We start from the raw sequence: 22,414 nt of genomic DNA, 5'->3' as shown, positions 1-22,414 counted from the left end.
CTAAGCAAGACACCTTTCGCAAAGGTTCGTATCCAGTTTTCAGGGTGTAAGCTGCCCGAGTTACATACCGTTCCCTGATAGCTCAGTTGGTAGAGCACTCGACTGTTAATCGAGTTGTCACAGGTTCGAGTCCTGTTCGGGGAGCCATTTTTGCTCTCATAGCTCAGTAGGTAGAGTGCATCCATGGTAAGGATGAGGTCACCGGTTCGATCCCGGTTGAGAGCTCCATTTTTTTAAAATGGCCCGTTGGTCAAGTGGTTAAGACACCTCCCTTTCACGGAGGTAACAGGGGTTCGAGTCCCCTACGGGTCACCATCTCTCTCAACCCGGAGGCTTAGCTCAGCTGGGAGAGCATCTGCCTTACAAGCAGAGGGTCGGCGGTTCGATCCCGTCAGCCTCCACCATTTAAATAATGGGGATTAGCCAAGCGGTAAGGCAACGGACTTTGACTCCGTCATCCCTAGGTTCGAATCCTAGATCCCCAGCCATTTATGAGCCATTAGCTCAGTTGGTAGAGCACCTGACTTTTAATCAGGGTGTCGTAGGTTCGAGTCCTACATGGCTCACCATTTTCCTTTTGTAGGAAATGGAACTATATAACATGCGCGTATGGCGGAATTGGCAGACGCACCAGACTTAGGATCTGGCGGGCGACCGTGGGGGTTCAAGTCCCTCTACGCGCATTCATGGAAAGGCCCGCATTGGGTCTTTTTGTGTTTGTGCATAAGTCTGTGGATAACGCTGCTTGCCCTCTCGGAAGCCACGGAACGCCTATGTTATTTACCCACAGCACAATTGATGGTAAAACAGAACAGTAATATCTAGCGTTAAATTATGCATTGATTAATTGAGATTTATTATGTAAATGTTTTTCCACATGAATAAATATATTTCTGTGTATAAGGGTCAATTTACTTGACGCATATACTGAGAATGGTTATCATTATAGATGGATATTTTATGAGAACGGTTATCATTAAGGCCATAAGAAGCTTTAAGGAGTGGATGAGATGCAAGCGATGCATACGAATAATCTGAATATCGGCTATGAAGACCGGCTGATTGTTGAAGACTTGAATATAGCGATTCCCAAAGGCAAAATAACGGCGCTTGTGGGTGCGAACGGATCGGGTAAATCCACGATATTGAAAACGCTGGCTAGGCTGATGTCCCCCTCGAATGGAACGGTTATGCTGGATGGGAAGTCCATTCATAAACAATCGACCAAAGAAGTTGCGAAGCAGCTGGCGATTCTTCCTCAGAATCCAACAGCGCCTGACGGTTTGACCGTCTCGGAGCTTGTTTCGTACGGACGCTTCCCTTATCAGCGCGGATTCGGTTCTTTGAGCAAAGAAGATCGTTCCATCATTCAATGGGCCGTAGAGAGCACCGGACTTTTAGAGTTCAAGGACCGTCCTATTGATCGTCTCTCGGGCGGTCAGAGGCAGCGTGCTTGGATCGCAATGGCACTTGCGCAGCAAACCGATCTGCTGTTCCTTGACGAGCCTACGACGTATTTGGACATGGCTCATCAGCTTGAGGTATTAGAGCTGCTTCAACAATTGAATGCTACTGCCGGAAGAACGATTATCATGGTTGTACATGACCTGAATCATGCCTCCCGTTACGCGCAGCATATGGTTGCCATAAAGAAGGGGCAAGTCGTTAGCGTAGGCGCACCGGTAGCCGTTATGACGAAAGATGTCCTGCGTGAAGTTTTCAACATTGAGACGGACATTATCCCGGATCCGCGTACTGGCGTGCCTTTGTGCTTCCCGTTTGCGCTAGCGGACAATAAGCCGCAGGTTGCAGAAATGATTTTAGAGCCCGTAAAAGTAAGCTAAACGCAATGCGAATGGCTTGAGGAAAGGGCTTTAGAGCATGAGCAGAGTGCTTCTCGAAAAAAGTTTAATTTTTTTCTGTGAAGAGGTTGCATTCTGCTTGTGACCATGATATATTATTACTTGTCGCGCTTGAGAAAAAGCGACTGACACTGAAATGCGGAAGTGGCTCACTGAAATGCGGAAGTGGCTCAGCGGTAGAGCATCGCCTTGCCAAGGCGAGGGTCGCGGGTTCGATTCCCGTCTTCCGCTCCATATTTGCGCCCTTAGCTCAGCTGGATAGAGCGTTTGACTACGAATCAAAAGGCCGGGAGTTCGAATCTCTCAGGGCGCGCCATTTCTTTAAAGCAGATGATACATATCGGGACGTAGCTCAGCTTGGTAGAGCACCTGGTTTGGGACCAGGGGGTCGCATGTTCAAATCGTGTCGTCCCGACCATATTTTCTGCGGGTGTAGTTCAATGGTAGAACTTTAGCCTTCCAAGCTAATAGCGTGGGTTCGATTCCCATCACCCGCTCCATATTAACCATTCAAGCCTTGGGATTCCAAGGCTTTTTTATTTTACCTGTATTTCCTTTTCTTATGCCGGTGAAAAAGGTTTTACCGTTATTTGATTTGTAGTATGATGATGAGAGTTTAAAATCGCCGATATCGGTTAATTTGGCTTATGGTGAGGATTGCTGCAGGCAAGACCTGAGGATAGGCCGTTATTATATACAAATAGGGAAGCGTTTCGCATTATAAACCGAAGATTATGCTTTTGCAGTGGTTTGCTCTGCTGACCATCGACGAAGCTTAAGATATGGTTTCGCATCGCAAACCCTAAGGAGGATTAGGAATGTCGGAACAGGCTGGTACTACAATGACAACAAACCGACCGCAAGCCAATAACTTGCTGCGACGTGATGTTCGTTTCCTGGGGAACATTTTAGGGGACGTACTCGTTCATCAAGGCGGTCATGAACTGCTGGAAACCGTTGAGAAGATCCGTGAAATGAGCAAAACGCTGCGAGCTGAGTTTTTGCCGGAACTGGACGAGGAATTCAAACAGGTTATCGATGCGCTGACTCCCGCAACTCGTTATCAGGTCATTCGCGCCTTCGCCATTTATTTTCAATTGGTGAACATCGCCGAGCAGAATCACCGGATTCGCCGCAAACGCGATTATGAGCGTTCATCGGGCGAGAAAGTACAGCCAGGTTCCATTGAAAGCGCGATTCAAGTGCTGAAGGATCAAGGCATTTCGGTCGATAACGTGAAAGCGATCATTGCGGATATTTCATTGGAACTCGTCATGACCGCACATCCTACGGAGGCGACGCGCCGCGCTGTTCTCGATATTCATCAACGTATCGCCGCTGACATGATGGAGCTTGACGATCCGACACTGACATTCCGCGAACGCGAGAAGCTGCGCGAGAGACTGTTGAACGAAGTGCTGACATTGTGGCAAACCGATGAGCTTCGCGACCGCAAGCCGACCGTCATCGATGAAGTTCGAAACGGAATGTACTATTTCGACGAGACGTTGTTCGAAGTGCTTCCTAACGTATATGAAGAGCTGGAACGGTGCTTGGACAAGTACTACCCATCCGACGAACACTGGCATGTTCCGACCTACCTTCGTTTCGGTTCGTGGATCGGAGGCGACCGTGACGGCAATCCTTCGGTAACGGCTAAGATTACTTGGGAGACGTTGAAGCTGCAACGCGGTCTCGCGCTCGAGAAATACGAAGAGCTATTGAAAGAAGTTATGGGTCAGTTAAGCTTCAGCACGAATATCATCGATGTCACGGACGAACTGATCGAGTCCATTAAGAAGGATCGCGAGCAGATTGAGCTCCGCGGCGCGGATATTTGGCGTAATGAGAAGGAACCATACCGCATCAAACTCGGCTACATGCTGGAAAAGCTGGCTAATGCGCTGGATGATTCCCTGAAGGGGTCGGCGAAGCGTTACAACAGCGCGGAAGAGCTGAAAGAGGATTTGCTGGTCATCGACCGGAGCCTTCGTCATCATTTCGCTGATTACGTGGCCGATACGCTTATTCGCAAGCTGATACGTCAAGTGGAGCTGTTCGGATTCCACCTGGCTGCGCTCGATGTTCGTCAGCACAGCAAAGAGCACGAGAGTGCGATGACGGAAATCTTGGCGAACATGAATATCGTAGAAGATTACGCGTCTCTGGCTGAAGACGATAAAATTCATTTGCTGCATGAAGTACTGAACGATCCGCGTCCGCTTACGTCGCCGCATTTTGCCTATTCTGAAGGCACGCGCGAATGCTTGAACGTCTACCATACGATTTACCGCGCACAAGCCGAATTCGGTGCTAACTGTATTTCCAGCTATCTCATCAGCATGACGCAGGGCGCAAGCGATATGCTGGAGGTTATGGTATTCGCGAAAGAAGTGGGCTTGTTCCGCAAAGAAGCAAACGGCAACATCACTTGCACGCTGCAAGCCGTGCCGTTGTTCGAAACGATCGACGACCTGCATGAAGCGCCAGGCATTATGGAAAAGCTTTTTGCTTTGCCGATTTACCGGCAGGCCGTCGAGGCTCGCGGCAATCAGCACGAAATCATGCTCGGTTATTCCGATTCCAACAAGGATGGCGGCGTGGTTACGGCAAACTGGGAGCTGCGTGTCGCCCTGAACGCGATCACGAGTACAGCGAAGAAATTCGGCGTGAAGCTGAAATTCTTTCATGGCCGCGGCGGAGCGCTCGGCCGTGGCGGAATGCCGCTTAATCGCAGCATTCTGGCACAACCGCCGCATACGGTAGGCGGAGGCATCAAGATTACGGAGCAGGGCGAAGTATTGTCTTCCCGTTATTCTTTGAAGGGCATTGCGTACCGCAGCTTGGAGCAGGCGACTTGGGCGCTTGTGACAGCTTCGCGTTTGGCGAAATATCCGGAACAGGAAGAAGCGGCTACGGCGGAGTGGGAAGAGATTGCCCGCGGGATCTCGGAGACGGCGCTGACGAAATACCAGGACTTGATTTTCCGCGACCCGGACTTTATGACGTTCTTCAAGGAATCGACGCCGCTGCCCGAAGTTGGCGAGCTGAACATCGGTTCCCGTCCGGCGAAACGCAAGGGTAGCGACCGTTTCGAAGATCTTCGCGCAATTCCTTGGGTATTCGCATGGACGCAAAGCAGATACTTGCTGCCGGCATGGTATGCCGCAGGCACGGCGCTGCAGAACTACGTTCAAGACGATGCGAAACGGTTGGATACGCTGCGCGTGATGTACGAGAAGTTCCCGTTCTTTACGACGTTAATCGATAATCTGCAAATGGCGCTTGCCAAGGCGGATCTTCTGATCGCCAAGGAATATGCGGGCATGATCGAGGATCAAACGATTCGCGATCGCATCTTCACGCAAGTCGAGGAGGAGTATGCTCGGACATCCTCGTTCATCTTGGCAATCACGGGGCAGGAAGAAATCTTGGATAACGTACCGGTTATCCAGGAATCGATCCGTCTGCGTAACCCGTACGTGGATCCGCTGAGCTACATGCAGGTCCAATTGCTAATAGAGCTGCGTGAAAGCCGCGCTAAAGGCGCTGAGGACGATCTGGAGCTGCTCCGGGGAGTGCTGTTGACGATCAACGGAATCGCGGCAGGGTTGAGAAACACGGGTTGATCAGCTGATTGGTTTGCGCGGACGCTAGGCCGCGCAGCATTCGTCAATGGGACGATTGGTTTGCGAAGACGGTAGCCGGTAGGCTTCGCAGCATTAAGCGATCGGGACGTCTCGTTTACGAGCCACGAAAGGCCGCGCGTATCGTTCCCTGCAAGAGGCTGTGAATAACGCTTTAAAATAAACCGAGCTTGGAATGGCTATTATCCATTCCAAGCTCGGTTTTTTATTGTCCTCAAAATGATATCCACAGTTCCCTGCATAGTTGTGAGGAATATGTGGATAAGCCTGTGGATAGTACTTATTTTATGTGTTATGAGCATGTGGATAGACGCTTGAAATCATTATGCACAGAAAATAATGCGTTTTTCTGCAATTGATTTCCTTTTCCATTCTCATTCATTGCCTCCGCACGCTCATAACGGTATAATCAAAACGTCGTGTATTGGATACGGCGGGTTTGGAGGAGTCGCATTGTTATCAGTAGAGGCGAGATTAGCGAGAATGGCACTGCAAGGCGATCAACGGGCGTTTGCCGAGATCGTGGAGCTATACCAAGACAAGCTTTACCATATGGCTTACCGGATGCTGTACAACCGTCAGGAAGCAGAGGATGTCGTGCAGGACGTGTTCCTGCGTGTATATAAAAATTTGGATCGTTACGACGCAACGATGAAATTCTCGACCTGGATTTATCGGATCGCTACGAACCTATGCATCGATCTCCTTCGCAAACGCAAGCCGGTGTACTCATTGGATGCGGAATCGGGCGAGCATGAAGGGTTGGACGGCTATGCGATGATTCCGAGCGATGACCGGACGCCGGAGAGCGAACTGCTCTTGTCGGATACCCAGCGTATTATTCATCAAGCGATTGCAACGCTGCCTGCCAAATACAAATCGGTCATGGTACTCCGGTACTTGGAAGAGCTCTCGCTGCAAGAGATCGGAGACGTGTTGGAGATGCCCGTCACGACCGTGAAGACGCGGGTGCACCGCGGCCGGGAGTTTCTTCGTAAGAAGTTGGAGCATAAGCTGTAGGGAAATGGGTCCGCCGGCGATGAACCATAAATTGGGCAGCCGCGGATTCCAGAAAAAAGTGAAACATCTGCTTCTTTCATACGTATCGAATACTACTGTGAAATTACAACGAAGAAAGGACTGGCTGCTATGAATTGCAACGTCGCCATCATGTTGATGCATGATTACTTGGACGACGAGCTGCCCCATCAAGATCTTGCAGAGCTTAAGGAGCATCTTGCTTCTTGCCCGGAATGCCGCATCCGAATGGAACAGCTGGAACAGACGGAAGCGCTCACGCACAGGATGATGGACACGCACTTCGTCGTTACGGCCGAACAATCCTCGCAGTTGACGCAGCGTATCATGTCCGCTCTGCCGGTCAAGCGCCGCAGAACAGGGACCGGCTTCGCAAGATGGGTCCGGAATCACCCGGCCGTCTCGGTTGCCGCCGTGTTCGTGCTTGTGATGTTCTCCAGTTTTCTGGCGATGTGGCAGCAAGACAGCGAATTGGCAGTTCGGGGACCTGATTTGGCGGAAGTCGTCATCCAAGGCGATACCGTTACCGTGCCTGCGGGCGCACATATCAATGGCGATCTGACGGTCGAAAACGGAAAAGCAAACGTACTCGGCGAAGTGGATGGGGATGTTACGGTTATCTCAGGAACGCTGTACGAAGCCTCCACTGCACATATCTCAGGAGAAGTGAAGCAGATTGACCAGGCGCTGGACTGGTTTTGGTACAAAGTTACGACTTCCATCAGCAGTTTGGCCTATTGATGTTCTGCCTCCCTTACGCGGGAGGTTTTTTTGTGAAGGAAAGAGGATTTGCAACCCCGTTTCTAGAAAATAATAAGGTTAGAATGCCGATAAAAGGATTAATGTGTACGCACGTTAGGTCTTTGGGGGTTGACGTATGAACTACTTTGACGATATGACATGGACGGTCTTAATCAAGGATATTATCGATATTTCCGTCGTTAGCTATATTATTTACAAACTCATCATACTGGTTCGCGGCACGAAGGCGGTACAGCTCTTCAAAGGGATAATCGTTCTCGTGGTGACGTGGGCGATCAGCACTTGGTTCGACCTGTATACGCTCAAGTGGCTGATGAACCAAATGTTCACGCTCGGCGTGTTCGCAGTGCTCGTCATCTTTCAGCCGGAGCTTCGCCGGGCGCTGGAGCAGCTGGGGCGTGGCAAATTGTTCAGCCGCACGTCTGTCGTCGACCCGGATATCAGCGATCGGATCAACGCGATCATTAAGGCGCTGAATTACATGGCCAAGCGGAAAATCGGGGCGTTGATCGTATTCGAGCGGACGACCGGACTTCAGGATTATACGGAGTCCGGCATTCGGATGGAATCCATGGTCAGCTCGGAGCTGGTCATTAATATTTTCATTCCGAATACGCCGCTGCACGACGGGGCCGTCATCATTGGAGGCAACCAAATCAAGGCGGCCGGATGTTATTTGCCCTTGTCCGAGAATCCGTTCATCAGCAAGGAGCTGGGCACGCGCCACCGGGCTGCGATCGGGATTACGGAGGTGTCGGATGCCGTATCGGTCATCGTTTCGGAGGAGACGGGGCAAATCTCCCTTGCGGTCGGCGGAATGATCGTTCGCGACATTAAAGAAGAATCGCTGATCTCGAAGCTGTACGAGGAGCTGAATCCGAAGCCCAAGACGCGCGAGCGGCAAGGCGGCGTGAAGATACCTTTCTGGAAACGGAAAGGAGGGAACGAACATGGATAAATGGCTCAATCATCCCACGGCGCTCAAGATCATCTCCCTGCTGATCGGGATCCTCATGTGGGCGGTCGTTCATTTCGATTCCGAGGAAACGCCGAATACGGTGTCGACGCTGACCGAAACGCGCGACATCGACGGCGTGCAGATCAAGCCGATCGGCATGGACGATAAGAATTATGCGCTGCGCCTGCTTGATCCCGAGGTTGTGCATCTGACGGTTCGCGGATCGCGGTCTGATTTGCTGATTGCTTCGCATAACAATGATTATCAGGTTACGGTCGATCTGAGCAAGGCCAGCGAGGGCAGGATGGTGCTTCCCGTTAAGGTCAACCTGCCGCGGGGACTCGAGCTCATCGAAGCGCAACCGAGCAATGTAACGGTCGTGCTGGAGCGGCTGCTGACGAAGGAATTCGAGGTTCAAATCAATGCCGAAGGGACGCCGGGCAAAGGGTATAAGCTTGGTCAACCGCTCGTCAAGCCAAACGGCCGCGTACATGTCACGCTGCCGGAGGACGAGATGAACGAGGTGGCATTCGTCGGCGCAACGGTGTCCGTAGACGGCGAGGAGGAAACCGTCAGCGACAAGAAACTGAAGCTCACGGCACTGGACAAGAACGGGAACGAGCTCACGGATGCCATCATTAGTCCCAACGTCGTCGAGGTGGAAATTCCGATTACGAAACCATTCAAGAAGCTTCCATTGCAGGTCAGCTTCAAGGGAAGTCTGCCGCAAGGCCTGGCGGTTGCGTCGTTCAAACAAAGCGTGGACGCGATCACGATTTATGGGCCGCAGGACGTGCTCGATAAGTATGATTTTTATGATGGATTGACGATAGACTTGTCGCAAGTGAAACAATCGGGTACGATGGAGCTCAATGTCGAACCCGGAAAAGATATCGCAACGGTAGATCCGGCGACGGTAACATTCGACTTTACGATCGTATCCGCGGAAACGAAGGTGCTTCCGAAGCTGCCGGTTACGATGATCGGGTTATCCGAAGGGCTGAAGGCGCAAATCGCGCTTCCGGAGGATGGCCGCGTCGATGCTTCGATCAGCGGCGCGCCGAACATGCTGGCGCAGATCGGCACGAAGGATGTGCAGCTCGTCGCGGATTTGAGCGGGCTTGGTCCAGGCAGCCACGTCGTGCCGCTGGCCATGCATGTGCCGCGGTTCATTGACCAAGCGGCCGGCGCTTCGCTGAGCATTACGGTCACGATTACGGATGGCACGGCACCGGCTACGACCGACACGCCTGACGGCAGCTTGCCGGCAAACGGACAAACGGATACCGAGCCCGATGCGGATTCAGGGGCCGTGACTGGCGGAAGCACGAACGGAAGCAACAGCGGTAATAATCCATCGGGCACCGCGGGAACGGGAACGGGAGCCGGCTCCAATGCCGGCGCTGAGCAGAAGCCGGGCAATGAGGGCGTCGACGAGAGTCCGGATACCACGAAAAACAATCAACCAGTGAACGGAAATCAATAATCAAAGGGGAACTACAACCATGGGAAAATATTTTGGGACGGACGGTGTCCGCGGTGTCGCAAACCGTGAGCTTACGCCTGAGCTTGCTTATAAAATCGGACGCTGCGGCGGTTACGTGCTCGCCGGGCAGGCAGATAAGCCAAAAGTCGTAATTGGACTGGATACCCGGATTTCGGGACCTATGCTGGAGGCTTCGCTTATTGCGGGCCTGCTCTCGATCGGCGCAAGCGTCGTGCGGATCGGCGTCGTGTCGACGCCGGCCGTAGCCTATCTGACGCGTGTTCTCGGCGCGGATGCGGGCGTTATGATCTCCGCTTCGCATAATCCGGTCGAAGACAACGGCATTAAGTTCTTCGGCGGCGACGGTTTCAAGCTCTCCGACGATACGGAGAACGAGATCGAGCGCTTGATGGATGCGGAAGTCGACGAACTGCCGCGCCCGGAAGGCGGCGACATCGGGACGGTCACGGTGGATGAAACGGCGAAACGCGTCTTCATGGATTTTCTGAAGACGACGGTATCCCATTCCTTCAACGGGCTGAAGATCGTGCTGGACTGCGCGAACGGCTCGGCGCACAGCATTGCGCCGACGGTATTCCGCGAGCTTGGCGCGGAAGTGATTACGGTCGGGGCCGAGCCGAATGGCCTGAACATTAACGACGGCGTCGGTTCGACCCATCCGGAGTATTTGCGCGAAGAGGTCTTGAAGCACGGGGCTGACCTGGGACTTTCATTCGACGGCGATGCGGATCGGCTGATCGCGATCGACGAGAACGGCGAAGAGGTGGACGGCGACTATATTCTCTGCATCTGCGGCGACGCGATGAAGCGGGATGGGAAGCTGAAGAATGATACGATTGTAACGACGGTCATGAGCAACATCGGCTTCTTCAAGGCAGCTCAGAAGATCGGCTTGAACACCGCGCAGACGGCCGTAGGCGACCGCTATGTCATGGAAGAGATGCGCCGTGGCGGCTTCAATCTCGGCGGCGAGCAATCCGGTCATGTTATTTTCCTGGATTACAATACGACTGGCGACGGCATCTTGACCGCGCTGCAATTGACGGACACGTTGGTGGCTTCCGGCAAGAAGCTGGGCGAGCAGAAGAAGCTGATGCGCAAATACCCGCAGGTACTGATCAATGTGCGCGTGGCGGACAAAAATGCCTATAAGACCAATCCGGCCATTGCCGCGGTAATTGCCGATGTGGAGCGGGAGCTGGGCGACAACGGGCGCGTGCTCGTGCGTCCTTCCGGTACGGAATCGCTGGTCCGCGTCATGGCGGAAGGCCCTGAGAAGGATCAAGTCGAGGCTTACGTGGCGCGAATCGTGGATACGGTTCGCACGGAGATTGGCACGGAATAAATATGCGGCCCAACAGGCAACCCTAGAAGCATAAACATATGCTCGGGGTTGCTTTTCTCGTGATCCGAGAGCTATTGGTAAAATTTCAAAGTTGCTGATTAACAGCGGTTGGAAACGGTTACCTGAAGATTGGGTTGCACGATTCCCGTAAAATGCATATAGTAGGTAGTGACATTCAAGCAGGAAAGCGAGGATAGCGGTTATTAGCATCACAAAGCGCCAGAGCTTGTGCATATTCATGCAGCTGCTGCAGCGGTCCAATTCGGAACGGGCCATGCGGATCTACAATCGGCTGAATGAACGGCAAGCTGACGAGGTGGAGGTGTTCGAAATTTCGGCGGGGACCTCCCGGTTTTGCATTCAACCGAAAGTCGATTCTCAAATGGACCGGGCGACCGGTCTGACAAAAGGTCGACAGGATGCTTCATAGTAAAGAAGGCGAGGGACGGCAACGGAAGCCGTCTGCGCTAAAACAGCCATCAGAGCGACTAGAACGATGGAAGGTAAACGGCTCCAAGCAGCTGTTTGTTTTCTGCTGGATTCTGACGGTTGGATTTAGGGATGAGGGTCTGGAGAAACGGATTTGAAAGTCGGTGCATACGTTGGCTGACTTCTCTTCGTACGGCAGCAAGCATGCGAAATATTTCAATGGCTTAGCAGCCCGGTGATTTTTGAATGTGCAGGCTGCGCTTTATTTCTTATTGTCTTTATACTTTTGCGGATCGATGCCGGAGAATAGTGCGGCTTTGTGCCGCCATGCTTTGACAGGTATTCGAAGGCATCCGTTACCGCTATACATTCGATAACGGAGGTCTATTCATATGTGTGGAATTGTAGGATATATCGGTAAACGGGATTCGCAGGATATTTTGATCGAGGGCTTGAAGAAGCTGGAGTATCGCGGTTATGACTCCGCCGGCATTGCCGTATTCACGAAGAACGGACTTGAAGTACGCAAGTCGATCGGCCGTCTAGCCAACTTGGAGGAGAAACTGGACGGTCGGCCGTTGGAAGGCTCCGTGGGCATCGGGCATACGCGCTGGGCAACGCACGGTAAGCCGTCGGATGTGAATTCTCATCCGCACACGGACAACACGCACAAGTTCTCTGTCGTGCATAACGGCATTATCGAGAACTACCTGGATTTGAAGGATGAGCTGGTTGCGAAGGGCTGCCGATTCGTATCGGAAACGGATACGGAGGTCATCTCGCATCTCGTCGCGGACGAATATGATGGCGACATCGTGAAGGCCGTACAGCGTGCGGTTAAACGGATGCGCGGCGCGTTTGCGCTTGGCGTGTTGACGGAATTCGAACCGGACCGCTTGGTTGCCGTGCGTTTTGCCAGTCCGCTCGTTATCGGCGTGGGCAAAGGCGAGAACTTCATCGGCTCCGATATTCCGGCGATTCTGGAACATACGCGCGACGTATACATCCTGAATGACGGGGAAATGGCGATTCTGACGCAGAACAGTGTCGAATTGATGACGATCGATGGCGGGTTTATTTCCAAGGAAATATTCCATGTCGATTGGGATTTGGAAACGGCGGAAAAAGCCGGATTCGATCATTTTATGTTGAAAGAAATTTACGAGCAGCCGAAAGCTTATCGCAACACGATGATGGGACGTATTACGGATGACGGCAAATCCGTCGTTCTCAAGGAAATCGGCATGACGGCTGAACAGATTCGTGGGATTCGCAAGGTTCATATCGTCGCTTGCGGAACGGCGTTCCACGCGGGTCTGGTCGGCAAGTCGGTCATCGAGAACTTGGCGCGCATTCCGGTTGAGACGGATGTTGCATCCGAATACCGTTACCGTTCGCCGATTATCACGCCGGATACGCTCGTGATTGTCGTCAGCCAATCCGGCGAAACCGCGGATACGCTCGCCGCGCTGCGCGAAGCGAAACGCTGCGGGGCCCGCGTGCTGGCGATTACGAACGTCGTCGGCAGCTCGGTTGCCCGCGAAGCAGACGATGTCATGATTACGCAGGCCGGCCCGGAGATCGCCGTGGCATCGACCAAAGCGTACACGTCGCAGCTCATCGCATTCTATCTGCTCGGATTGTTTCTGGCGGATACGATCGGCACGCGCGATGCAGCGTATGTATCGGAAGTCGTTGCGGCCATGGGCGAGTTGCCTGAGCAGGTAGAGCGAATCCTGGAGCACGCCGAAGTGTTGAAGCAGGTAGCGGAATCCCTGTCGAAGCACAATAACCTGTTCTTCATCGGCCGCGGCGTCGACTTCGCCGTTGCGCAGGAGGGATCGCTGAAGCTGAAGGAAATCTCGTACATTCACTCCGAAGCGTATGCGGCAGGCGAACTGAAGCATGGTACGCTGGCCTTGATCGAAGAAGGCATTCCGGTCATCTCGGTCATTACGCAGGAAGATCTGTATGAGAAAACGTTGAGCAATATTAAAGAAGTGAAAGCGCGCGGCGCGCATGTCCTTGCCCTCGTTAACGAAGGTCAGGAAGAAGAAGTCGGCAAATCCGTCGACGAGCTGTTCGCGATTCCGAAGACGCTGCCTCTGCTTGCGCCGGCTCTGTCCGTTGTACCGCTGCAGCTGATTGCTTACTTCGCGTCTCTGGCGCGCGGCAATGACGTGGATAAACCGCGGAATTTGGCGAAAAGCGTCACGGTGGAGTAGGCCTATCATAAAGCTTGTAGCTGATGATGGTCAGCAGTGATAAAAATGTATGGAACCATTAAAGAAAGTATGGAACCCATTAAAATTCTAAGGTGCCATTAAAGAAACTGTGGAACCAGTCTGTAGTATTGAGCCGCATAGTTGGTCCCGATGATTGAATGTCATCGGGACTTTTTTTATATGGGGAAAGGTGGACACGGTCTGTATCATTGCGCCGACGAGATCGGTGAGGGGCTGATTTTAACTACCCAAAAGTCGTCAACGTTGTAGCCAATTTCAGCAACCGTCCCCATCCGCAGCGAAGCGACACCAGTGAGGCATATCGTCTACAGGCTGGAAGAAGGTATTTGGAGGTTTGTAACTGGAGGCAATGCATTGGGGGTTTCGGAGTATTTAAAAGCATTAAGTGTCTAGAAACGCTCAGAATTAAAACTCCTTATAAGGAAGGACAGCTGTTAATTTCATTAGCTCCTTAAAGTTTACGGCTCTTCGGACGTAGCGCCCACGAGGCGAGAGCTAGGAGTGCAAGACCAACAGTGCTCCAAATATGGTACGCATAAGCTCCGTAATCCCCCACGAATGCATGTGATGCCGCTGCGCCCGACATTCCAAAGAAAATGCCTGCATACGCCCATTCTTTAAGCCGTAGAAAGCCCGGCACGAGGATGGCTAACGTCCCAAGCACTTTCCAAATCCCGATAATGGTCAGAAAGTATACCGGATACCCTACTATCTCCACTGTATCGAGCGTTCCCCATTGATGGCTTAGTTCCCCAATTCCTCCGCTTCCCTCAACGAATGCAAGCAGTACCGTTGTAACCCAATATGCGGTGATTTTAACTCGGGGCTGGATTTGTTCTTTCGCGGTTATTTCCACGCCAATCGTACTCATTTTGTTTCCTCCTCATAATTGTTGATTCAAGTTTGGGCATTCTTCTTATTTTTTACCATAGGCATGTGAAATCTCCTTATATTCAGCAATTAGCCTTCGACTTTGTGTACACGAAGCCACATTTCGCCGTAGAATTCACCGTTTTCAGCTGCTTTAACAAATGTTGAGTTACCAGATCCAACGTACTTGTGGTCTGTGATTCCTTGCAACATGCCGCCGAATACTTTGCCAGTGATTTCGTCAGCAAGGCGCTCTTTGTCAGCGCTTGTTCCAGGCACGACGAGGTAGTCGCCAGCGAGGAAATCGAGGACGTCCGCTCCCTCCACGTTGAACTCGCCCATCACGCCGAAGCCGCGCCAAGCCTTGCCGGCGATCACGTAATTGATTTGATACTCTTGCCCGTCCGCGAGTGCGAGAAGTTCAGCAAGCTTGTTGTTTTCAGTAATTTCAGCTTTTTTCGTTGCAGTTTTTGCTGCATTACCCGCCCAGTCGTTGTAGTCCTCAAGTGAAACACCGAAAGCAGTCATTTTGTAGTTTTCCGAGATTGTTTTGATGGCGTAGTTAGTCATTTTGTTCTCTCCTTTGTGGATTTGTATTTGTTTCTTACAAGATTGATTCTATTTTCTGAATGTATCAAAAAATGATACTTTATATTTCATCTTCGTGCTTTCCGGGGTGTAGTACCAGCGGAGCTGTCACCAAGTGCCGATCCGGTCATGGGTGGTTTCTTTAAACTGCGATAACGCCTTGGTGGAGGACGCGCCTTTGTCCTCCGCTTCCGCGGGCGTACAAACGCTCCGCAACCTGCCGATGCCGATTGGCACCATCATCATACGTTTCGATTGTTTTAACATATCCAACGTTCCTATTGTCGTTTGCCTTCTTTAATCAAGCTTAGCAAGGACGGCGGCAAGGCGAATCTGCAGGACGATAGATTGCAGGCAGCAAAAAAGAGATGCCTGAGCATCTCTTTTCTCTCTTCCGACATACTTCTATGCCGAAAGTCATGCCTCGAAAGCGGCCAGTCCATGCTTTACAGCGAAGATCGCAACCTCAAGACGGTCGCGCAATTCCAGCTTCGCGTTGACGTTGGGCACGTAATTCTTGACGTTCCCTTCGGTGATGGTCAGCACGTCGGCGCTTTCCCGGCTGTTCAAACCACGCCCGAGCAGCCGCAGTACATCACGTCTCTCGGTCCGACAGACTGCCGATTCGCGCGAAACCCCGAGCGGGACCGGGGATTTCGGTAGAAACGATCGTCACGCTCTTCTTCCATTCCTCGAAACGAGAATACGGGCCGTTATATTCGGCTGCAGCACCAAGCCCCCGGCGTGAATGGCATGGATGGCGCTGACGATGGCATCCGAGGGCATGTCCTTCAACAGGCAGCCGTTCGCGCCTTGGTTCAGAGCCTGGACAATTAATTCAATACGAACTCGAATTCAAGCACACCGCGCCGACTTCGCGCACGCGGATCTTGAACAGCTCGGTGCCGGTCGTACGCGCGATCAGTTCCCGGTATTCCGCTACGGCCGCATGCGGCAGAACGGCCAGAATGACGCCGGCAAAGCCGCCGCCGTGGACTCGGCAGGCACCGTCGCCCAGCCGCTCGATGAAACGTTCGGTAATGGCGAGCGTGAGCGCGATCCCTTGTTCATGGGACACCGATTCTTGATGGATGTTCTGCAGCCATTTCCACGAGGAATTGCCCGACGCGGTAATATGCTTCAGCACGTCCTTCCACTCGCCGGCCTTAACGGCCTCCACTTGCCGACCGACGCGGTCATTCTCATCCAGGAAATGAAGCGCCCGCAGCACGGCTCGATCGCCGGCAGTTTCGCGGAGTTCCGCGAGCCGGCCATAGATCATCTCCGCCGTCAGATCGCGGCATACCTCTACGCCGAAAGCTTGCGCCACCGCCCGCATCTCGTTCGGAATCGATGCATAATCTTTCGTCAGGTCGGCATGGTTACCGCCGGTGCCGACGATGACGAGGCTGTAGCCTGCTTCCTCGAAGGTACCCGGGATTCGCTCGATCAGAGGCTTTGCCGGCTCCTTGAAGTCGATGGTGATCAAGCCGCCGTGCGAGCAGGCCATCTGGTCCAGCATTCCCGACGGTTTGTTCCAATACAGATTTTCGGCATGCTTGCCGATGCGCGACATCATGACCGCATCCATCGCTCCGTCGTTATAGAGCGTGCTTAGGATCTGGCAGATCAGAATCTCGAAGGAGGCCGAGGAGCTCAGTCCTGAAGCCGGGAGCACGTTGCTGCTGACGTAAGCCTGGAACCCGCCGATTCGGTACCCGTGCTGCCGGAAACCGTGGGCAATGCCGCGGATCAAAGCGGCCGTCCCGCCTTCGCCCGACTGAGGCTCCAAATCATCGAGCGGGATGACCGACAAGCCGGGATACCCTTCGGAAATGACGGAGATAACTCCGGTGTCCACGGCTGCCGCAGCCGCAATCGTGTCTAACTGAATGCTGGCCGCCAGCACCTTTCCATGGTTATGGTCCGTATGATTGCCGCCGATCTCCGTGCGCCCCGGAGCACTGAAATAGTTCAACGACGCCGTGTTTCCGTATTGCGCACCGTATCCTTCCATGCACCCCCGGTACCTATCGATCTGCTGCTCTCGTTCCTCGCTGCCGTACATCTGGTCCAGCAGCTGCCGTACCGGAGCCGAAGCGAATAGTTGTTCGAATGAATCGTTCATCTTGAGAATTCCTCCTGTTTCTAACTGTTTATGGAGTAGTTAGTTATTATCATGTCCATTGTATCGAAAGGCAGCGTTCGCAGATAGGATATTTATGAAATCGTCGGTAGGAAAAGCATGTCGAATCAGCGACATCACGCATGCTTCGTTGACAACTTCAAGAATAGGCATTAGTATATGCTATAGCATGTAAATAAAAGAGTATCTAAATTCACGGGAGGGCTGCAATGAAACCCGCTATGGAATTATTCGATCTGACCGGATTCCTGATCCATCGAACCGATATGAAACTAACCAATTTCTTCATCCGAAAACTAAAACCTTATTCGGTCACGCCGGAACAGTGGGGAATCATCAGCGTGCTTGACGGCGATCGGGCCTTGACGCAGAAGGAAATCGCCGAAGCGATCGACAGGGATCAAAGCACGGTCGTCAGGATGATCGCCTCGCTCGAGAAGAAAGACATGGTGAAGCGGGTGCAAAACAACGACGACAGACGTTCCCATAACCTGTTTCTCAGCGCCAAAGGCATGCAGCTTAAGACGAGCCTGCTGCCTGTGGTACGGGAGGCGCACGAGGTGTTGACCCGTAATCTAAGCCAGGCCGAACTTGCGCTGCTTCACGACACGCTTCATAAGCTCTATCTGAACGTAAAGGAGGACTAATCCTTTACGCATTATATATGCTATAGCATGTAATTTTGACGCGCAGCGCGACCCTCATTATCTCAAGAAAGAGAGTGATTCCATTGATGACGTTCATTCATAGCGTTCAAGCCGTGTTGGGGATATTCTTTCTGTTCACGGGCACCACGATCATCTCCGGGAAAATGGCAAACGAGTTCAAAAAGCTCGGCCTCCCGCCTATCTTTAATTCGTTGACCGGTGCCATCGAAATCGTTGGGGCGATCGGCATGATTGCGGGTTATTGGTTCCCGATCACGGCTGTATTGTCAGGCTTGCTGCTAGGTTCGACCATGCTGGTTGCCGCCTTTATGCTGCTTGTGATTGCAAGAGATCCGTTTAAGAAGGCAATTCCCGCAATCGTGTTGAGTGTATTGGCTTATGCTGCCGCCATTATATGCTATAGCATGTAAAGGCGAACGGACTTCTAATGGGCGGCCTAATTGCGGCGGTTCTGGCCGAACGGCCCCGGGAAACGAGGGTTCTCTATGGGCTGGATTATTCGGTCTTGACCGCTTTGCCTCTCAAGGCTGACACGATCCACAGGCATAATGGAATCGCTACCGCGCATAACGGAATAACGATGGTTTCCCACAGCTTCTGAAGCATTAGGATGGCTGCTTCGCCGGGAATAAACATGGCAATCAGAAAGATGGCCGGAGCGCTGAACCATATCATTCGTTTCCAGGACTTGATCCGGAGCCATTGCGCCATCTCGTAGCTGGTGATGAAGAGATACAACGAAATTTTGGCGAACACCCCGAAGATCCAGATGAAGATGACCAGGATATCCAGGTTTTGAATGAAATTCATGATGTTAATCGAGCGAACCAGCATGAAATAAGGGAATCGTAGTTCTTTGGCCACCAACGGACCGAATACCAGAAGCACCATGACCGTTGACATCGCGACCACGATTCCGGTGAACAGCACGCTAGTCAGAGACCTTTTCATGATATGTTTGGGACTCGATGCAAACGACAGCAAGACGAGCAGCATGAACGATTCCGCCAGAAATGAGGCGGGAGCGAGGGAAGCCTTCGCGATTTCGGACAGATTCGCATCGCCGAAGACCGGCAGCAGATGACTCCGCTTCAGATTCCATATATTCAGCAGGAAGCTGAGCAGCAGCGTGAGGATCGTCACGGGACCCACGATCTCGCAAAACCGCCCAATTCCCGTTATCGCGCTCGTTGCCGTTAAATAAACCGCAGCACCAAGCAGCATGATCATCAACACCCAGACCGGCGTCTTGTCCAACAGGACCAGATGGATGAAGTCGACGAAGGAACGGAGCACGTCTCCGGATAGAATGAACCACGCCGCAAAATAGGGTAGGAGCACGATTTTTCCAAGCCATGCGCCCAGGAGCTCTTGACTGAATTGGGCCAAGGTTTTGCCGGGATGCCGCAGGCCGACTTTGACGACCAAATAGGTAATCACCGCGCCCAACATGCAGGCCAGCAGCATGGATAGCCAAGCATCCTGCTTGGCGATCTCCACGGCAGGGGAGATCCGCAGCCAGACAGCCATGACAATCTCCGCGGTTGCGACGATCCAGAATATTTGCGAGCCCGTTAGTTTCATCGCTCCCGTCCTTTCCGTGCTCCATGCACAAGCAGCCTCACATCGAAGAATTCGTTTGCCCCGGATCCTGGTAGCGCAGGTGGACCTCCGCCGTAATGGGAAGCTTGGCGAACGTAGCGTTCCAGTCCTTCTGCAATGACTTCCACTCTTGCGGATACTTGCGGTGTACGTGCTCGCCGATTCCGAGAAAATCCACCTTGTATTGCTTCTGGGCTTTATCGATCAGGTGGGCGACAGCCTGATTCGCTACCTTGCCTAACTGGTCTTGAATGATGTGGAGATCCTTGGCGTTCGACGGGTCCAGCAGCGTATTATTTTCCACGATGTCTCCGTTGCCGTGCAAACGGATATGGACGCGCATGCCTTGTTTGTCCTTGTAGACGCTAACGTGACGCTTCAGAGGCTTTACCCGGATGCTGATGCTGCTGCCGGCGCCTTGACTTTGAAGCGCGGTAACGGTAAGCATTCTCTGCCGTCCGGTGATCCAATTCGCATAATACGATTCAAGCGGATTTAAATATCCGCTGAGCCGAAGTTCCGCTTCCTTATTCAGCACGGCCGCCCCCGTATAGACGAACTTGGTGCTGGAGCGCTGGAGGCTGATGGCTGGCAATAGAATGGCGCCTCCGTGCGTCAAGGAATCCGCTAGAAATTCCCGATAGTAATAAGGCTTCATTCCGAGCGACATCTGGATACTGCTTAGGGCCGTACTGAGCAGCGGGTCAAAGACGGGCTTCGTCCCGAGGATATCTTTTGCCTCCCCGTCCTTTACGATCCAAATGACCGATCGGATCTCCGACTTCGGGTTGCGGACGATCATGTCCAGATATCGGTGTATCCCGTGTTTCGCGAGTCCGTTTTGCGCCATTCGCTGGCCGATCAGAATCGTCTGGCGATGGGCATAGAACAAGGTGCGGGAGAGCTGCGTCTGAATGTTTTGCCCCGCATCCATAAAGTCCTTGCCATAAGCGCTCACAACGACAAAGCTTCGATTCCTGCCGGCATTGCTATCCTCGGCGCTTAGACCGGCAGGAATCGCGATCTGCGAGCTGACCTTCAGTCGTCCGTCTTCGCTCGCGTCCAGCCCGGCAGCGATAACGATCGCAAGCTGGTTGGGCTCCCTAAGGTTCCAGCAGCCGCCGGTTACGGTAGAAAGCAGCAGGAAGCAAAGGACGATCATCGTTTTCTTCATTGAATAACCACCTTAACCTTCAGGTGTTTCTGTTAGCTCGTACGTTTTCTCGGCTTTCTTAGAAAGACGTTCTGCAGCATGTTTTTCTTCGTCGGGGCGATAGGCTCCAGATAGGGAGATCCCAAGGGACTCAATTGAATCAAATGCGATAGGATGACGATCAATCCAAGCGCCACGCCGAACAGGCCGAATAATCCGGACAGGAGCAGCAGCGGAAACCTCAGCATTCGAAAAGGATAGCCAAAGCGGTAACGCGGGATGACGAAAGAAGAAATGCCGGCCGCGGATACGACGATTACGATCGGCGCCGAGATGATTCCTGCCGCAACGGCCGCTTGACCGATGACCAAGGCTCCCACGATACTGACGAGCGGACCGATTTGCATCGGAAGGCGAATGCCCGCTTCCCTTAAGCCTTCGAACATAAATTCCATCAGGAAGACCTCGATGACCGTCGGTAAAGGGGATTGCTCCCTGAGACCCGTAATGCTGAGCATCAGTTTCGGCGGCATCATCTCCGGATGATAGGTCGTGAGCGCGATATAGATGGACGGAAACAGAAGGGAGAAGAGCGAAAAGATATACCGGATCCATCGGTTCATAGTGACATACAGGAAACGTTCGTAGTAATCGTCCGGGGCCTGTAGTCCGTCCCAGAAGGTCATGGGGGCGACAAGAACGATCGGAGTGCCGCTAATGAAGATGGCGATTCTCCCTTCCAGCAGTCCCGCGGACACGACATCGGCCCGTTCGGTGCTCTGCATTTGCGGAAAAGGCGAATAGTTGGTGTCTTCGACATATTCTTCGATATAGCCGGATTCCAAGACGCTCGGGATATCGATCGCCGAGATTCTCGACCGGACTTGATCGATCAAGCCAGGAGCGGCAATACCGTCGATATAGGAGAGAACGACCTCGGTTTTCGTCAATTTGCCGACCTGGAACGTTTCCATTTTGAGTTTCGGCGTCGTGATGATCCGCCTTAGCATGGTCGTATTCGTCCGCAGCTGCTCGGTAAAGCTTTCCCGGGTTCCGCGCAGCGTCGCTTCCGTCGAAGGCTCTTCGATGGCGCGGGTTTCGTATTGCGACACATCGGCCAGGAGAATGGAGTCTTCGTCTTCCGCCAAGAAGGCCACGCTTCCTTGAAGAATAGCATCTGCGGCTTCTTCGAACGCGGTTACCCGACTGGTCCGCAGCGCCGCAACAAGCTGCAGATCGCACATTTGGGCCAAGCTGTCCAATGTCCGGAGTCCCTGGGGAAGTCCGTCATAGATCAAGGGCCTCAAAATACTGGACTGCACAACGTCTTTATCGATCATGCCGTCGACGTATACCAGCAGAAGTTTGGCGTTATCTTGCAAGGCTACGCTGCGGAACACGACATCGGAGCATAGCTCGAAGATGGCTTGAAGTGTTTGTTCGTTCTCCCCAAGGTCCGGACCGACCCTGCGAACCGGATCCTCTTGCAAGCTGGGGCGTTCATTGGAGGTGAAGCTTTCATTGGAAGGCATGCAATTAGGCTCCTGCCGCTGGAATGATTTTGGATGTGTTGATACTATGCCCCAACTTTTG

At 52.7% G+C, this 22,414-nt stretch carries 18 protein-coding genes and 11 tRNA genes; 21 read left to right on the top strand and 8 right to left on the bottom strand.

The window, feature by feature from the left end:
* Positions 1-71: 71 nt before the first annotated feature.
* The 19 genes from GT003_RS30950 to glmS all read left to right on the top strand — a co-directional run bounded on the left by GT003_RS30950 (position 72) and on the right by glmS (position 13,773).
* A tRNA-Asn gene (locus GT003_RS30950) sits at positions 72-147 on the top strand.
* Between the two features lie 5 nt (positions 148-152).
* A tRNA-Thr gene (locus GT003_RS30945) sits at positions 153-228 on the top strand.
* Positions 229-240: 12 nt separating this feature from the next.
* Positions 241-315: transfer RNA gene (locus GT003_RS30940), tRNA-Glu, on the top strand.
* A 13-nt stretch (positions 316-328) separates the two neighbouring features.
* Positions 329-404: transfer RNA gene (locus GT003_RS30935), tRNA-Val, on the top strand.
* A 9-nt stretch (positions 405-413) separates the two neighbouring features.
* Positions 414-488: transfer RNA gene (locus tag GT003_RS30930), tRNA-Gln, on the top strand.
* Positions 489-493: 5 nt separating this feature from the next.
* Positions 494-569, top strand: a tRNA-Lys gene (locus tag GT003_RS30925).
* 34 nt (positions 570-603) lie between these two features.
* Positions 604-683: transfer RNA gene (locus GT003_RS30920), tRNA-Leu, on the top strand.
* 327 nt (positions 684-1,010) lie between these two features.
* A complete protein-coding gene (locus tag GT003_RS30915; protein WP_161705336.1) occupies positions 1,011-1,844 on the top strand; it encodes an ABC transporter ATP-binding protein in 834 nt (277 codons plus the stop codon).
* Between the two features lie 177 nt (positions 1,845-2,021).
* Positions 2,022-2,096 (top strand) — tRNA-Gly (locus GT003_RS30910).
* A gap of 5 nt (positions 2,097-2,101) precedes the next feature.
* Positions 2,102-2,178 (top strand) — tRNA-Arg (locus GT003_RS30905).
* 25 nt (positions 2,179-2,203) lie between these two features.
* Positions 2,204-2,280: transfer RNA gene (locus GT003_RS30900), tRNA-Pro, on the top strand.
* Positions 2,281-2,288: 8 nt separating this feature from the next.
* Positions 2,289-2,362, top strand: a tRNA-Gly gene (locus GT003_RS30895).
* Positions 2,363-2,680: 318 nt separating this feature from the next.
* A complete protein-coding gene (gene ppc / locus GT003_RS30890) occupies positions 2,681-5,491 on the top strand; it encodes a phosphoenolpyruvate carboxylase (protein ID WP_161705333.1) in 2,811 nt (936 codons plus the stop codon).
* A 471-nt stretch (positions 5,492-5,962) separates the two neighbouring features.
* Positions 5,963-6,529: an RNA polymerase sigma factor SigW gene (gene sigW, locus GT003_RS30885; protein WP_161705331.1), complete on the top strand. Its 567-nt coding sequence runs from the start codon at positions 5,963-5,965 to the stop codon at positions 6,527-6,529.
* Positions 6,530-6,658: 129 nt separating this feature from the next.
* The gene (locus GT003_RS30880) at positions 6,659-7,288 is read left to right on the top strand and encodes a zf-HC2 domain-containing protein (RefSeq protein WP_161705329.1); all 630 of its coding nucleotides are present in this window, start codon (positions 6,659-6,661) and stop codon (positions 7,286-7,288) included.
* Between the two features lie 136 nt (positions 7,289-7,424).
* Positions 7,425-8,267, top strand: coding sequence for a diadenylate cyclase CdaA (gene cdaA, locus GT003_RS30875; protein ID WP_161705327.1), 843 nt, complete (start codon positions 7,425-7,427; stop codon positions 8,265-8,267).
* Entirely contained in the window at positions 8,260-9,753 is a 1,494-nt protein-coding gene (locus GT003_RS30870; protein WP_161705324.1) for a CdaR family protein, read from the top strand. Before cdaA ends, GT003_RS30870 begins: the two co-directional genes overlap by 8 nt.
* A 19-nt stretch (positions 9,754-9,772) precedes the next feature.
* Complete coding sequence (gene glmM, locus GT003_RS30865; RefSeq protein ID WP_161705322.1) at positions 9,773-11,119, top strand: phosphoglucosamine mutase; 1,347 nt, start codon at positions 9,773-9,775, stop codon at positions 11,117-11,119.
* Between the two features lie 821 nt (positions 11,120-11,940).
* Positions 11,941-13,773, top strand: a complete 1,833-nt coding sequence (gene glmS, locus GT003_RS30860) for a glutamine--fructose-6-phosphate transaminase (isomerizing) (RefSeq protein ID WP_161705319.1) — start codon at positions 11,941-11,943, stop codon at positions 13,771-13,773.
* A gap of 472 nt (positions 13,774-14,245) precedes the next feature.
* Here glmS and GT003_RS30855 read toward each other — a convergent pair whose 3' ends face one another.
* The 5 genes from GT003_RS30855 to GT003_RS30835 all read right to left on the bottom strand — a co-directional run bounded on the left by GT003_RS30855 (position 14,246) and on the right by GT003_RS30835 (position 17,380).
* Positions 14,246-14,665, bottom strand: coding sequence for a DoxX family protein (locus GT003_RS30855; protein WP_161705316.1), 420 nt, complete (start codon positions 14,663-14,665; stop codon positions 14,246-14,248).
* A gap of 89 nt (positions 14,666-14,754) precedes the next feature.
* Complete coding sequence (locus GT003_RS30850; protein ID WP_161705313.1) at positions 14,755-15,234, bottom strand: hypothetical protein; 480 nt, start codon at positions 15,232-15,234, stop codon at positions 14,755-14,757.
* Positions 15,235-15,360: 126 nt separating this feature from the next.
* Positions 15,361-15,519, bottom strand: coding sequence for a hypothetical protein (locus GT003_RS30845; protein ID WP_161705311.1), 159 nt, complete (start codon positions 15,517-15,519; stop codon positions 15,361-15,363).
* Positions 15,520-15,669: 150 nt separating this feature from the next.
* Positions 15,670-15,843 carry a LuxR C-terminal-related transcriptional regulator gene (locus GT003_RS30840; protein ID WP_275589214.1) on the bottom strand — a complete coding sequence of 58 codons (174 nt, stop codon included), beginning with the start codon at positions 15,841-15,843 and terminating at the stop codon, positions 15,670-15,672.
* Between the two features lie 247 nt (positions 15,844-16,090).
* On the bottom strand, positions 16,091-17,380 hold the full coding sequence (locus tag GT003_RS30835) for a galactokinase (protein ID WP_161705307.1): 1,290 nt from the start codon (positions 17,378-17,380) through the stop codon (positions 16,091-16,093).
* 239 nt (positions 17,381-17,619) lie between these two features.
* On the opposite strand from GT003_RS30835, the gene GT003_RS30830 reads away from it, so the two are divergent.
* Together GT003_RS30830 and GT003_RS30825 are read left to right on the top strand one after the other, a co-directional pair.
* Positions 17,620-18,045, top strand: a complete 426-nt coding sequence (locus GT003_RS30830; RefSeq protein ID WP_161705344.1) for a MarR family winged helix-turn-helix transcriptional regulator — start codon at positions 17,620-17,622, stop codon at positions 18,043-18,045.
* A 77-nt stretch (positions 18,046-18,122) separates the two neighbouring features.
* The gene (locus GT003_RS30825) at positions 18,123-18,476 is read left to right on the top strand and encodes a DoxX family protein (RefSeq protein ID WP_338046044.1); all 354 of its coding nucleotides are present in this window, start codon (positions 18,123-18,125) and stop codon (positions 18,474-18,476) included.
* 85 nt (positions 18,477-18,561) lie between these two features.
* Here GT003_RS30825 and GT003_RS30820 read toward each other — a convergent pair whose 3' ends face one another.
* Genes GT003_RS30820 through GT003_RS30810 form a run of 3 tightly spaced genes read right to left on the bottom strand, consistent with a single transcriptional unit; the run spans position 18,562 to position 22,353 of the window.
* Positions 18,562-19,650, bottom strand: coding sequence for a GerAB/ArcD/ProY family transporter (locus GT003_RS30820; protein WP_161705305.1), 1,089 nt, complete (start codon positions 19,648-19,650; stop codon positions 18,562-18,564).
* A 37-nt stretch (positions 19,651-19,687) separates the two neighbouring features.
* Entirely contained in the window at positions 19,688-20,842 is a 1,155-nt protein-coding gene (locus tag GT003_RS30815; protein WP_161705303.1) for a Ger(x)C family spore germination protein, read from the bottom strand.
* A gap of 32 nt (positions 20,843-20,874) precedes the next feature.
* Positions 20,875-22,353: a spore germination protein gene (locus tag GT003_RS30810; RefSeq protein WP_161705300.1), complete on the bottom strand. Its 1,479-nt coding sequence runs from the start codon at positions 22,351-22,353 to the stop codon at positions 20,875-20,877.
* Positions 22,354-22,414 lie beyond the last annotated feature (61 nt).

The organism is Paenibacillus sacheonensis (assembly GCF_009909195.1).
In the GTDB taxonomy this organism is placed as follows: Bacteria; Bacillota; Bacilli; order Paenibacillales; family Paenibacillaceae; genus Paenibacillus_Z; species Paenibacillus_Z sacheonensis.
The sequence above is the reverse complement of the archived record's forward strand: the minus strand, read 5'-3'. Positions and strand labels throughout refer to the sequence as shown.